Raw genomic sequence first — 13,042 nt, 5'->3', positions numbered from 1 at the left:
TCACCATGACGATGAGATAAAAATCACCGACCGTATTTGCCAACGGTCATGACACTGCTTGAGCATGTTTAGTTGCACGCCGCCGATAAAGGATGAGGTTCACGTGCTCGGACAACTACGTCAGCAACGGTTTTTATGCTACCTTTGCCAGTCGTTTTTTCCTTTTGCTGTGGAAACGTCTTGTGGTTTTCAGTACCCCTTTGTTTCTTTTCGTTTTTCTACCCCTCGTATGGTGTGTTTACAGACTACTGGCTTTGTATCAGGAGCCTCGCTACCTAGTTGGCTGGTTGGGGTTTTCCTCGCTGGTTTTCTATGGTTTCTGGGATATTTCGTTGCTGCCTTTGCTGTTGGGGAGCGTGGCCTTCAATTACTGGCTGGCGGGGCATCTTGCGAGCGGCCGACGATCCTGGTTGTGGCTGGGGGTTGCCGCTAACCTGGCGCTGCTTGGCTGGTTTAAATATGCCCTTTTTTTCTTGTCGCCACTGCCCGTTGATGCTTCGCGTATCACCCCGCTGGTTCTTCCATTAGGCATTTCGTTTTTTACTTTTCAACAAATCGCTTTTCTGGTTGATGTGTATCGTGGCATCACCCAGCGTGGTTCCTGGCAGCACTATGGGCTATTCGTCACCTTTTTCCCGCAGTTGGTCGCAGGCCCCATTGTCCATCACCGAGACCTCTTACCGCAGCTTGCCATGCTTGGCGCACCGACCAGCTCGCAGTTACAAACGGGGTTGTTTTTATTGTCGTTGGGCTTGGCGAAAAAGCTGCTAGTTGCGGATAATCTCGCCCCTTATGTCGACCAACTTTATAGCGCGCCTGCTGCTTCAATCGTGGCGGGCGATACGCTCATGGCGGGCTGGGCGTATGGTTTACAGCTTTATTTTGATTTTTCTGGCTACGCGGACATGGCCATTGGCCTGGCCTTGCTATTTGGTATACGACTGCCCAAGAATTTTGCGTCTCCTTATCGCGCCCACAACATTCAAGCCTTCTGGCAGCGCTGGCATATGACGCTTTCGCGTTTTCTTCGCGACTATTTGTATATCCCACTCGGCGGTAGCCGCCATGGTTTACCGCGCCACCTGTTTGCCTTGATGGTGACGATGCTGCTGGGTGGGCTTTGGCATGGCGCGGGCTGGCAATTTCTCCTATGGGGTGGCCTGCACGGTGCCCTGCTGGTGTGGCTGGTGGTGTGGCAACGGTGCATAGGTTTTCGGTTACCTACCTGGGCGGGGGGGGGGGTGACCTTTGTGGGCGTCATGCTGGCCTGGGTGCCTTTCCGAGCAACAAGCCTTGAACATACCTGGGCGTTGTATTCAGGTCTTTCCGTGTGGCATTGGGGGGCACTCGGTGACCTGGCTACCGGTCTAAGCCAGGGGGTCATGACGCTGCGCTCACCAGGGCTGTTGATAGTCGTGGCCACGCTGATTGTCCTGTTCATGCCGAACAGCATGGCCTGGGCAAGGCGGCTTGGGCAGCCACCTCATTATTTCTGGCAAGGTGCTGTCGTAGGCGGGATAATATTGGTGGTTATCAAGGCTATGGTTGACTTGCCCAGCCAGGCGTTTCTTTATTTCAACTTCTAGGGCCTATTGAAGTTTCATGCCGTTCCAAGGGAATTTGTAGATGGTTCGTTTTTTGAAGGGAGTGGCGTCTGGCGGCTTGATGGTATTTACCTTATGGGTTGTCATTTGGGCGGGCCAACTCGGCCAGCCTCACCCTAACAATGCGTGGATTATCGAGTCGATCCACTATAAGCGGGACATCGCCAATGCGTTACCGTCTCCCAAGATAGTGGTACTGGCGGGCTCTGGGGCAATGTTTGGTATTGATAGTACGTATCTTGAAGAAACCTATCACCGCCCTGCGGTTAATCTCGGGGTCAATGCGGGGATTTCTCTACCTGCTATTTTAAGCAGCGCCGACAATGTTATCGGGTCAGGGGATCTGATTCTTTTACCGCTGGAATACCCGCTCTATAACCGTAAAGAAGCGGTTTCAAGTTCACTGGTACATTGGGCCAACAGTCATCCGCAAACCTTGCTTGAGCTTCCTGTTCTGCGAGCGCTGGATGTGTTTGCCAAAACGTCGTTCACTCGCATTCTCGAAGGCTATCGTGGAATACCTGATGGGTTTACGGTCAGCGGGGATTATGGTGCGCATAATCTGGATGAACATGGCGACCAGGTAAATACGGCACGGGAACTGCGCGAGGAGCGCCACTGGAATTTTTTAAACGCGCTTCCTGCTGAAACATATGGCAAGGCGTTAAGTGAAGGGCGTTTTGATTGGGTAAGACTTCGCCGCTTCCGTGACGAGGTACTGGCAAAAGGGGCATGCCCTGTTTTCATACCGCCACCGATGTTATCCAAGCAACACTATAGCGAGTCGCTTACCGAGGCTCACTTTTACGAAACATTACCCTACAAGGCAAGATCATCTGGCCTCTTTTGGGTTGGCAGCCCTAAATCGGCCATGCGTGATGCCAATGATTTCTTTGACACCAATTTCCATTTAGTTGATGAGGCCCGCTCGGCTTATACCCATCAGATAACCGGCTGGCTGGGTAGCCAGCCGATGGCTCGCTGCCAGCAGTTCTATCAATCTTTAGCTGAGACTAACGGATAGCCAGGTGCTTATTGACCAGCGATTGAATCGCCCAAGTGAAGTTGACGGTGGCAAACCGTTCTGCGCTTTGCCTGCAGACCTCAGGTGAGAATCCGATATTGTCATCTCGCTTATGGGCTTCAAATTGCTGAACAGTTTTTACAAGGGCGTCACTGGTCTGCTCTTCAACCCAAAGCCCAGTGACATTATTCAGTATGGTTTCTGCCAGGCCACCTACACCATAACCAATCACCGGTGCCCCAGCGGCCTGGGCTTCCACCGGCAAGATGCCGAAGTCTTCTTCTGCCATGAATAGAAACGCCTGGGTGCGTTCCAGATGATCAATCAATACGCTATCAGCCTGATAACCCAATAGTGTAACGTTGGGGCCGGCTAACGCTGCAAGCTTAGTATAATCAGGGCCATCACCAATAACGATAAGCTGTTTATCAGGCATGGTATTAAATGCTTTTATCACAAGATCCATGCGCTTGTAAGGTACCATTCGGGAGGCGGTTAAATAGAAGTCTTCCCGTGGTCTATCACTTCTGAACTTGCTCACGTTAACCGGTGGATAAATAACATCGGCGTCTCGTCGGTAGCTCGTTTTAATGCGCCGCTTTATATAGTTTGAAATGGCAACAAAGTGGTCGACACGTTGTGCACTGAGATAATCCCATTGTCTCAGGCGGTGCAGTTGCCAGCGAATTAACCAGCTTACCATGCCTTTTTCTTTTCCGGCTTCACGTAAATACTGGTGCTGCATGTCCCAGGCGTAGCGCATTGGACTGTAGCAGTAACATATATGAACCGCGTTGGGGTCGGAAATAACTCCCTTGGCGACAGCATGGCTACTGGAAAGAATGAGATCAAATCCTTTCAGGTCAAACTGTTCTACCGCTAGTGGCATAAGAGGTAAATAGTGTCTATAGCGAGTCCGCGCGAGAGGCATTTTCTGAATAAAACTGGTGTGGATAACTTTTCCCTTTAATGCGGGAATCTTGTCTTGCTCCAGAAAATTGACCGTCGTGAATAGCTCCGCCTGGGGAAAGCAGTTGAGTAGCTCGGCCAGCGCTTTTTCAGCACCGGCCCAGGTGGTTAGCCAGTCATGAACAATGGCAACTCTCACGCTTACTCCCTTCCATAGTCATCGTTGTAACGCACGATATCGTCTTCACCCAAGTATGAACCTGTTTGTACTTCTATCAGGTGCAAGGGAATCACGCCGGGGTTTTCCAACCGATGAATGGTACCCAGAGGGATGTAGGTTGACTCATCTTCGGAGAGCAAAAAACTGCCCAGGTTGTTGACGTCGCCATGGCCTTCACCCTGGGTGACCTTGGCCGTACCTTGTACAACCACCCAATGTTCTGCGCGGTGATGGTGCATTTGCAACGATAACTTGGCGCCCGGTTTCACGACAATTTCTTTCACTTGAAAGCTATCTGTGAGCACCATGGTGTGGTAACTACCCCATGGGCGATAGACACGCTTGTGCGTTAGAGCTTCTTTTCGACCGGCTGATTTGAGTGCAGTGACGATTTGCTTAGTATTCTGGGCATTCAAACGATCAGCCACGAGCACCGCGTCATCGGTTTCGACAATAATCAGGTTATTGACCCCGACAGCGGCGACTAGCCGCGATTCGCTATGAATTAGGCTATTCTGGGTGTCGTGTAGCATGACATCGCCGTGAGTCGCGTTGCCATTGTCGGCATCCTCAGCTGATGTCAGCGCGTGAACGGCATCCCAGGCGCCTATATCGCTCCAGCCTGGATCCATGGAGACAACAGCCGCTTGCTGGGTATGCTCCATGACGGCGTAGTCGATCGACTCGCCACGGCACTGTGCAAAAATAGATGCATCAATACGCAGGAAATCCAGGTCTTCACTGCGCGCATCGAAGGCCCGCTGACAGACATCCATGATATCCGTTGCGTATTGAGACAGCGCCTCCAGGTATACACTGGCCTTGAACAGAAAAATGCCGCTGTTCCAATGGTAGTCACCGCTCCTCAGGTAACTTTCAGCACGCTCGCGATCTGGTTTTTCAACAAAGGCCTTTACGTTAAAGCCGTTGCTGACCGCCTCGCCCCGTTGAATATAGCCGTAACCGGTATGGGCTTCGCTCGGCGTAATGCCAAACGTCACCAGCTTGTCCAACTGAACGAGTTCTCTGCCTTGCTTAACGGCTTCGGCAAACGTTTTTTCGTCTTTGATAACGTGATCGGCTGGCATCACTAGCAGCTCGGCATCAGCATCCTTTTTTTGTGCTGCCAATGCGGCTAGCGCTAGCGCCGGGGCGGTATTGCGGCCACACGGCTCTAAAATAATCTGGGGACCTTCAATATCGAGCTGATGCATTTGCTCAGCCACAAGGAAGCGATGCTCTTCATTACAGACAATAATGGGTGTGCCCGCACCCTCAACATTTTGAAGCCGGTTGGCGGCTTCCTGGAGCAAGCTGACATCTTTCTTGTTTAAATTAAGAAACTGTTTTGGATAGTGCTCTCTGGAAACCGGCCAGAGTCGAGAGCCGGAACCACCTGAAAGGATTACGGGAAATATCATACATCCTCCTTGAAACACATTTATATTATTAACCTAACAAACCCAGATCACATCACTACTTTTTATTACGATCTAACACTTTCAATTACACTAACATTTTTATTACATTACGGCTGAGTGTTTATAAATCCTCTCGTCAGCGTCATTGCAAGAATTTTCAAGTCGAACCCCAGCGACCAGCGTTCTATGTAATAGAGGTCGAATTCAACCCGCTTTTGCATAAGTTTGACATCCTCGGTGATGCCTCTCAGACCGTTTACCTGGGCCCAGCCGGTCATCCCTGGCTTGACTCTATGACGCTGCATGTAGATATCAATGTGGTCTTTGTAGTGGTCATTATGGTCCATGGCGTGGGGCCTTGGGCCGACAAGCGACATACGACCTTGCAGCACATTGTATAGCTGCGGAAGCTCATCCAGGCTTGTTCTGCGCAGAAAAGCGCCCAATCGGGTAATCCTTTGATCGCCGTGCGCTACCTGATGCACCTCTGATGACGTGTGGGGCTGCATGGTGCGAAATTTATAAATTCTAAAACACTTGCCGTCCAGTCCATGACGTTCCTGCTTGAACATGATTGGCCGACCCATTTGCCACCAGATAATGCCGGCAATCACTAACATCACGGGCAGAAAAGCGATAAATAGCGCCAAACCGAGAATGCGGTCCTCCAGCATCTTGACAATTCGCATGGGGCCGGTGAGCGGAGTGTAGTTCAGTTCCAGCGTATAGAGCCCTGCCACCTGTGTAATCCGGTGATTGAGCAGACGAATATCAGGCAATTCCGGGAAGTAACGCACAGTGGCGGGCACCCCTGCCAGCAGGGCCATTATCTCACGGACTCTATCTCCTTCTGAAAGCGGATAACCCAGCCATACTTCATCAAAGTCGCGCTGAAAGATATTCTCTTTTGCGAGTTGGCGTGTCGTGACCAGAAAGCGCTTGTCTTGACTATCAATATGGCGTTGCATCACGACATAACCTGCATGGGGTGTATCGATAACGCGCTTTTCAAGAAGCTCCACGTTAGTCGCATGCCCAATAAGCAAAACGCGCTTCAGGTTACGCCCTGAGGCCCGCATATGGCGTAAATAAAGATACAGAGCGACTCGAGTGGCGTTGCCTGTTACCAGTACGGCCAGCGTTGCCAGGCCCATCCACATTCGGGAGAAGATATGCACGCTTTGCAGAAGCGTCAACAATACACTGAGCAGCACGATAGTTACTGCCAGAGTCAACGTATATACACCCAGCATGGTATAAAGACTACGACCGCGCCAGGGTTGGTAAAGGCTTAAAAACTCGCCCATAGCAGGAAAAAGGAGACTGCCAATCAGCGTCAAAAAAAGGTAATCGCTGTTGTCAATATCGACATATGGCACCAGCCACATAACGCCGCAGGCACTGGCAAATACAATCGTTGCATCAAAGCAGCGCATGGCACGGCGCAGCCAATCGCTGCTTTGGGCGTTTTTACCTGACACCATGTGTCGCTATTCCGCTACAGTCGGCGCGCTAACGTTCGCCGTCATGGAGGCGAGCAGCTGCATGGTGTCGGCAAGGTCTTGGCTTTCCAAGCCACCAACGGCAGACTGCAGCGCGAGCCGGTCGAGCGCGTAGTTACCCAGCGTATCGACGTAGTTGATACGCTGGTCGTAAAGGCTCGCGCGGGCGTCGAGCACGTCGACCATGTCACGCAGGCCAAACTGCTCGCCGCGCTCGGCGGCATCTAAGAAAAGCTGGCTGGACTCAATGGCTTGCGCCAGCGCTTCTAAGCGGCGGATGCCGCCGTTAAGCGAGCGAAGCCGTGTGCGGACTTCTTGCACGGCGAGGTTACGCTCGTTATCCACGGAGGCCTGACCGGCTTTGATACGTGCCTCCCCCTGGCGCACGCTGGCATTGGTGTAGCCACCGCGGTAGATTGGCACGCTCATTTCAACCGTCGCCGTATAGTCTTCACTGGTGCGCAGCCGGTCGTCGCTATCGCGGTCGGAGTAGCTAAGGTTGAGGTTAAGCTCGGGGTAGTAGCCCGCCCGGCGGGTGCTGGTATCCGCTTCGGTGACGCTTTGCTCTTCACGCGCGAGCTGTACGTCGAGGTTCTGCCCGGTGCGTTCAATCCATGTGGCGGGCTTCCCCCATTCGCGTTGTAGTGCGACCTCGGCAAGCTCGCCTACCGCTAGCCCGCGCATGTCCGGGCGCGTGCCGGTTAAGCGTTCAAGCTCGCTTAGGGCGTTATCCAGCTCGTTCTCGGCTTCGACGGCATCGGCAATCGCTTGGTCAAGGCGCGACTGTGCTTCAAGCAGGTCAACACGGTTACCAACACCCAGGTCATAGGCGCGGCTGGCTTGGCGTACCTGTAGTGCTAGCGATTCTTCTTGCGAGGTCAAAAGGCCCAACCGCTGTGAGGCTAAATAGGCTTGTACATAGGCTTCGCTGACGCTTAGGGCAAGGTCGCGCTCGACGACGGCGAGCTGGATTTCGGCGGCGCTGATTTGTGCATCGGCCACGCTAAGCTTGCGCCAGCGCTCTAGGCTAAACAGCGGCTGCTGCAGCTGCAGGCGCCAGTAGTGCTCGTCAAACTCGCCGGGGCGGCTGGCAGGCTGGTCCAACCCAAAGCCATCGGGGTCGGTTTGCACGTTGGTGGAATCTTGCCAGAGATACCCACCGCTGGCGCTGATTTGCGGCAATAGCTGTGAGCGTGCGAGCGGGCGCTCTTCGCGGGTGGCTTCTAGTTCAAACCGCTGGCGCGTGAGTTCCGCGTCGTTATCCAGCGCGCGGGCAAAAAGCTCGGGTAGCGAAGGCAGCTGTGTTTTTTCAACACCGGCATCATCCAACGCATCGAACTCGGCCATGGCGTCATCACCAGCAGGCACATCGTCCTGGGCATAAGCAGGCGCTGCCAGGGCAATGGCCAGTGCAAGCGGGGCCAGTAACGTTCGCGCAATAAATTGCGCTCCCACAAGGTTAGCCCGAACGTTGGAGCCCGATTTATCGGGCGAAGAGGGTTTCATTCGCGCAATAAAGTGCGCTCCCACAAGATTAGCCCAACCGTAGGAGCCCGATTCATCGGGCGAAGAGATATAACGTGGCATCAGTCCTCCCGGATGGCGCGGGCCAGCATATCGGTGATCGGTTTGGCGATGTAGCTGGCGAAGGTACGCTCGCCGGTACGAATCATCACTTCAGCGGGCATACCGGAGAGCAGCTGCATGTGCTCGGTCATCTTTTTACGCCCTTTTTCGGTCACCCGCACCCGCGCACGGTAATACTGCTCGCCCGTGGCTTCGTCTTCGAAGCTGTCGGCGCTGACGTGAATCACTTCGCCGTCGATCACATCGGTCAAGCGCTGGTTAAAGGCGCTAAAGCGGATCTCGGCAAACTGGCCGACAAAGATATTATCGATATCACGAGTGGGGATGCGCGCGGCAACGACAAAACCGTCATTTGAGGGCACGATATCCATGATCTTGTCACCACCACGAATCACCGCACCATCGGTGTGTACCTCAAGCCCTACCACGGTGCCCGACACCGGGGCTTTGATCACGGTGCGTTCGACCTGATCACTCAGCGAGACGATTTGCTCTTCTGCTTCGGCAATTTGCGATTGCGCTTGGCGCAGCTGTTCGCCGACTTCTTTCTGGAATTCTTGCTGCTGAATTTCGCGCTCCAGACGTTTTTCACTGATTTGCGATTTCAGCTGCGCGATATTGGAACGAAACTCAGCGTTACTGCCTTCAAGCTGCAAAATCTGGCGCTCCAGCTCGCGCAGGCGCTGGTTATCGCCCAGCCCTTCTTGAAATAGCGAACGAAAATCTTCGGCTTCACCGCGCATTGAGGTAATGCGGCGTTTATTCACACTGATGCGTTCTTCCAGCCCTTCTATTTGCTCGCGCATCTGCACAATTTGTTCGTCTAGCGCTTCGAGCGTGCTCTTAAGCGACTGCTTGCGGGCCACAAAGAGGCTCTGCTGTACAGCAAGCACCTGCTGTACGCGGGGGTTATCGACGTCTTGCAGGGCTTCGGGGATGGTCAGCATCTCGGCGCCTTCTTGCTCAGCCAGCAAGCGGGCTTCCATCGCGCGGTTGATCAGGTACTGCGAGCGGGCAATTTCTAACTGCGAACTCGCTTGCGTGTCGCTCAGCACCATGAGCGTGTCACCGGCCTCGACTTTGTCGCCGTCTTCTACGTGTAGCGCTTCTACGATACCGCCTTCGAGGTGCTGCACTGTGCGCTTGAACGACTCAATCGAGACACTGCCCGGCGCCACCACGGCAATGGCGAGCGACGCCGTGGCCGCCCAGGTACCAAAGCCACCAAAGGCCAAGAGTAAAATCGCAAAGCCCAGTTTGCGGTAACCTTTGTCGCTGGTCGGCAATTTTTCTTGCGCCTCGCCCTCTACGGTGGCGGGCCCTTTGGGGGTCACGTCAATTTCCGATGCCGCGGGGACGTTGCCCGTGTTTTCGGGACTGTTTTTAGGACGATCGTCGCTCATTACGTGTTCTCCTCACCACGGCCGCCGGGAATGGCCGATAGGCGCGCGGTGTTTTGGCTGACTTGCGCACGCGGTTTCTTGGCAAACTGAGCGAGCACCTCGTCACGCGGGCCGAACATACTGACCTGGCCTTCTTTCATTACCAACAGCTTATCCATGTTTTTCAGCACGCTGGTACGGTGGCTAATCACAAAGAGCGTGGCGCCTTCGCCTTTAAGCTGTTGAATCGATTGCGCCAGCGCGCGTTCACCGGCGTCATCCAGGTTGGCGTTGGGTTCATCCAACACAACGAACACCGGGTTACCGTAAAGCGCACGAGCAAGGCCAACACGCTGACGTTGACCGCCCGACAGCGCGCCGCTGCTTGAAGAAATCACCGTGTCATAGCCGTTGGGTAACTCCAGGATCATTTCGTGCATGCCGGCTTTTTTCGCAGCATCGACCACTTTCTGCGGGTCAACATCGCCGAAACGGGCAATATTCTCGCTCACGGTGCCGTCAAATAGCTCAATATCTTGCGGTAGGTAACCGATGTAAGGGCCAATTTCATCGCGGTTGTACTGGGTGATCACCCCACCATCCAGGCGTACTTCACCCACTTGTGAGGGCCAAATACCCAACAGCACACGCGCCAGCGTGGATTTGCCCGCCGCGCTTGGGCCGATGATGCCGATATGTTCACCCTTCGCCACGGAGAAGTTGATCCCCCGGATGGTCGCCATACGCGAACCGGGAGGCGCCGCGGCGACGCCTTCAGCGCTGACATTGCCCTGCGGTGCGGGTAGCGACATGCGCTCTTGTTCTCCCGGAATTTGCGTCAGCAGCTCGTTTAAGCGGTCATAAGCGCCACGGGCATTGACGAAGCCTTTCCAGCCGCCAATCATCTGGTCTATCGGTGCGAGCGCACGCCCCATGATGATAGAGCCGGCAATCATCATACCCGGCGTCATATCACCCCGAAGCACCAACAAGGCACCCAAGCCAAGAATCATTGACTGAAACAGCAAACGCAGCACTTTTGATGTGTTCGTCAGCGCGCCAGCGCGGTCGCTGGCTTGCGACTGCTTAGAGAGAAACTCATGGTGACGCTTGGACCAGCGACCCATAATCCCAGGTAGCATACCCATCGCGTGCAGCACTTCGGCATTACGCAAATTGGAGTTTGCCAGGTTCTGCGCTTGGATATGCTCGCTATTGGCTTCTGCTAACAGGTTTTTGGTCGCTTTTTCGTTGGCAATGGCGAGCACAAGCAAAATAATACCGGCGCATGTGGCAAAAATGCCCAACCAAGGGTGGAAGAGAAACAGCACGCCGAGATACACCGGCACCCAAGGCGCATCAAAAAAAGCAAACAGGCCGTTGCCGGTAAGAAACTGGCGCAGGCTGGTGAGGTCATTTAACGGCTGCGCGCTTTGCCCGCCCTGTGCAACCAAGCTACGTCGGAACATCGCACTGTAAAGGCGTTCGTTAATCGTAGTATCCAGCTTATTACCCACGCGCACCAGCATGCGCGAGCGCACCAACTCTAGGCCACCCATTACGGCGAAAAGGAACACCACTAAAAGCGTTAACATGATTAGCGTATCAACGCTTTGGGTGCTAAGAACGCGATCATATACCTGGAGCATGTACATAGGAGGGACAAGCATCAGCAGGTTGACGAACATGCTGAAAAAGCCCACCGATGCGAACGAACCTTTACAGGCTTTTAATGCGCGCTGCAGATCCGTTGCTTCCTGTTGCTTTGCCATGGAGGGTTCACCGTTGAATCGAATAGACGTCAAGCGAGGGAATGAATCGCGGCAGGATAACAGAAACGCCCCTACAGGTGGTAGGGGCGTTTTTTGTTCGCTACGCAGGCTATCGTGAATGTACTAAATGCTTCGACACGATGGTCCGGCAGAAAGTTTCAGGGTTACTGGATCGTTTTATTGGGCGGAAAGCGCCAACTCCTTTTCTACAGCTTCCCAGCCCGGCTCGCCACTGCGCGTGGTGACACCGTCTAAAAAGGCTTGCACTTGTTCAATGTTAGTGCTCATCCACTCAAGGGCCACTTCTTCAGGCTCGCGCTCTTCGTAACTAAAGCCGTAAATCATCGCACTTTGATCATCGGCGCTAAAGGCGACTTGATCCAGCAAGCGTGTGGCGTTGGGATTGGCCTCGGAAAACGCCGTGGTCACGAGCGTTTTCACATCGCTTGCGCCACCGCCTTCGCCCCAGAGGTTTTCGGGGTCATCCAAGTACTGAATGTCATATTCGATGTTCATCCAGTGCGGTGTCCAGCCGGAAAACACCACCCACTCGCCGCGGCTCATCTCATCGGCGGCAGCACTCAACATACCGGGTGTGGAGGTTTCCGATAGCCGCCAATCGCCTAAGCCGTAGACATCGTTATCAGCGGCTTCGTTGAGCAGGTCGCTCATGCCAGAGCCGACTTCGATCGAATAAATAGTACGGTTAACGCGCTCGGCAAATTCCTCATTGGCGAACTGCTCAGCCGAGGTAAAGCCAGCGTCATACGCGTAGGTGGGGACGGCAAAGCCTAGCCGCGCACCATCGACGTTATTGCCCAAATCGACGATCGTACCGCGCTCCATGGCGGTTTCGTACATGCCCTTCTGTGCAGGGAGCCACGCGGCCATGAAGGCGTCGATTTCGTCTTGGTTCATGGCCTCGTAGGTAATGGTAGAACCAAGTTCCTGCTGATCAACCTCGTAACCCAGCGCTTCCAATAACTGGGCGGTCAGCGCCGTTTTTACCGTCACGCCGGGCCAAGCCGGTACGGAAAAGCGCACGGAATTGGTATCGTCCTGAGCAAGGGCTGGCGCGCTCAGAAGCGCGGATGAGAGAAGCACACTGCTTAATGCAGCGGTAGTAAACCGACGTGAGCAAGTCATAGGAGTTTCCTCTATTGCCATAAGACCCTGCGAGGTTACAGCGCATTAGGGGGTGTGGCTAGTTGCAAAGAAAAACGCCGGACTAACGCTGAATCGCTCAGAAAGTGCCTGGATATGCTTGCGCGTCAAACCACGGCCTTGTCGATTCAGTATCTTAGAAACATAGGATTTACCGCCAACCTCGGGCAAATCCGCCACCCCTAAGCCATGCTGCTCCATCAAATATTTCAGCATATCAACACCATCCAGTGCCGCGACGCTTGCATTGAAAGTGGCAAATTCAGGGGCTGAATTCTCCCATTCCTCAATCACATCGGCTAAGCGCTCGATGAGAAACTGATTAGCATCAGCGTCCTCATCTAGCAGGAGCTCAACCATTTCCAGCGCAGACGCATACTCTTCTTCATTATGAATATGCACCAAAAAAGGGGCTTTTGAAAAAAGCTTGTTTGCTGACTCAGCGATAGCCATGGCA

10 protein-coding genes are annotated in these 13,042 nt (G+C 53.8%); 2 read left to right on the top strand and 8 right to left on the bottom strand.

Annotated elements, in window-relative coordinates; all coding sequences use genetic code 11:
• Positions 1–254 precede the first annotated feature (254 nt).
• Together M8006_RS06215 and M8006_RS06210 are read left to right on the top strand one after the other, a co-directional pair.
• The gene (locus M8006_RS06215) at positions 255–1,586 is read left to right on the top strand and encodes an MBOAT family O-acyltransferase (protein WP_250080594.1); all 1,332 of its coding nucleotides are present in this window, start codon (positions 255–257) and stop codon (positions 1,584–1,586) included.
• A gap of 232 nt (positions 1,587–1,818) precedes the next feature.
• Complete coding sequence (locus M8006_RS06210; RefSeq protein ID WP_250080593.1) at positions 1,819–2,628, top strand: hypothetical protein; 810 nt, start codon at positions 1,819–1,821, stop codon at positions 2,626–2,628.
• Here the strand turns inward: M8006_RS06210 and M8006_RS06205 are convergent.
• The 8 genes from M8006_RS06205 to M8006_RS06170 all read right to left on the bottom strand — a co-directional run bounded on the left by M8006_RS06205 (position 2,618) and on the right by M8006_RS06170 (position 13,038).
• A complete protein-coding gene (locus M8006_RS06205; RefSeq protein ID WP_250080592.1) occupies positions 2,618–3,736 on the bottom strand; it encodes a glycosyltransferase in 1,119 nt (372 codons plus the stop codon). The two genes, M8006_RS06210 and M8006_RS06205, sit on opposite strands and share 11 nt — an antisense overlap.
• Before the next feature lie 2 nt (positions 3,737–3,738).
• Positions 3,739–5,178, bottom strand: coding sequence for a mannose-1-phosphate guanylyltransferase/mannose-6-phosphate isomerase (locus M8006_RS06200; protein WP_250080591.1), 1,440 nt, complete (start codon positions 5,176–5,178; stop codon positions 3,739–3,741).
• A gap of 107 nt (positions 5,179–5,285) precedes the next feature.
• Positions 5,286–6,662, bottom strand: a complete 1,377-nt coding sequence (locus M8006_RS06195) for an undecaprenyl-phosphate glucose phosphotransferase (protein WP_250080590.1) — start codon at positions 6,660–6,662, stop codon at positions 5,286–5,288.
• Between the two features lie 6 nt (positions 6,663–6,668).
• A complete protein-coding gene (locus M8006_RS06190) occupies positions 6,669–8,267 on the bottom strand; it encodes a TolC family outer membrane protein (RefSeq protein WP_250080589.1) in 1,599 nt (532 codons plus the stop codon).
• Positions 8,267–9,670 carry an HlyD family type I secretion periplasmic adaptor subunit gene (locus M8006_RS06185; RefSeq protein WP_250080588.1) on the bottom strand — a complete coding sequence of 468 codons (1,404 nt, stop codon included), beginning with the start codon at positions 9,668–9,670 and terminating at the stop codon, positions 8,267–8,269. Before M8006_RS06185 ends, M8006_RS06190 begins: the two co-directional genes overlap by 1 nt.
• Positions 9,670–11,421, bottom strand: coding sequence for a type I secretion system permease/ATPase (locus tag M8006_RS06180; RefSeq protein ID WP_250080587.1), 1,752 nt, complete (start codon positions 11,419–11,421; stop codon positions 9,670–9,672). The genes M8006_RS06185 and M8006_RS06180 overlap by 1 nt, the downstream gene beginning before the upstream one ends.
• A 177-nt stretch (positions 11,422–11,598) precedes the next feature.
• Positions 11,599–12,567, bottom strand: coding sequence for an ABC transporter substrate-binding protein (locus M8006_RS06175; protein ID WP_250080586.1), 969 nt, complete (start codon positions 12,565–12,567; stop codon positions 11,599–11,601).
• Positions 12,568–12,612: 45 nt separating this feature from the next.
• A complete protein-coding gene (locus M8006_RS06170; protein WP_488592957.1) occupies positions 12,613–13,038 on the bottom strand; it encodes a helix-turn-helix domain-containing protein in 426 nt (141 codons plus the stop codon).
• Positions 13,039–13,042 lie beyond the last annotated feature (4 nt).

Source organism: Halomonas llamarensis, from assembly GCF_023555005.1.
GTDB classification, from domain to species: domain Bacteria; phylum Pseudomonadota; class Gammaproteobacteria; order Pseudomonadales; family Halomonadaceae; genus Vreelandella; species Vreelandella llamarensis.
The sequence above is the reverse complement of the archived record's forward strand: the minus strand, read 5'-3'. Positions and strand labels throughout refer to the sequence as shown.

Coding starts and splice junctions, on each gene's coding strand:
- M8006_RS06190 (WP_250080589.1), bottom strand. CDS start 8,267: ATGCCACGTTATATCTCTTCGCCCGATGAATCGGGCTCCTACGGTTGG.
- M8006_RS06180 (WP_250080587.1), bottom strand. CDS start 11,421: ATGGCAAAGCAACAGGAAGCAACGGATCTGCAGCGCGCATTAAAAGCC.
- M8006_RS06185 (WP_250080588.1), bottom strand. CDS start 9,670: ATGAGCGACGATCGTCCTAAAAACAGTCCCGAAAACACGGGCAACGTC.
- M8006_RS06175 (WP_250080586.1), bottom strand. CDS start 12,567: ATGACTTGCTCACGTCGGTTTACTACCGCTGCATTAAGCAGTGTGCTT.
- M8006_RS06195 (WP_250080590.1), bottom strand. CDS start 6,662: ATGGTGTCAGGTAAAAACGCCCAAAGCAGCGATTGGCTGCGCCGTGCC.
- M8006_RS06200 (WP_250080591.1), bottom strand. CDS start 5,178: ATGATATTTCCCGTAATCCTTTCAGGTGGTTCCGGCTCTCGACTCTGG.
- M8006_RS06170 (WP_488592957.1), bottom strand. CDS start 13,038: ATGGCTATCGCTGAGTCAGCAAACAAGCTTTTTTCAAAAGCCCCTTTT.
- M8006_RS06210 (WP_250080593.1), top strand. CDS start 1,819: ATGTTTGGTATTGATAGTACGTATCTTGAAGAAACCTATCACCGCCCT.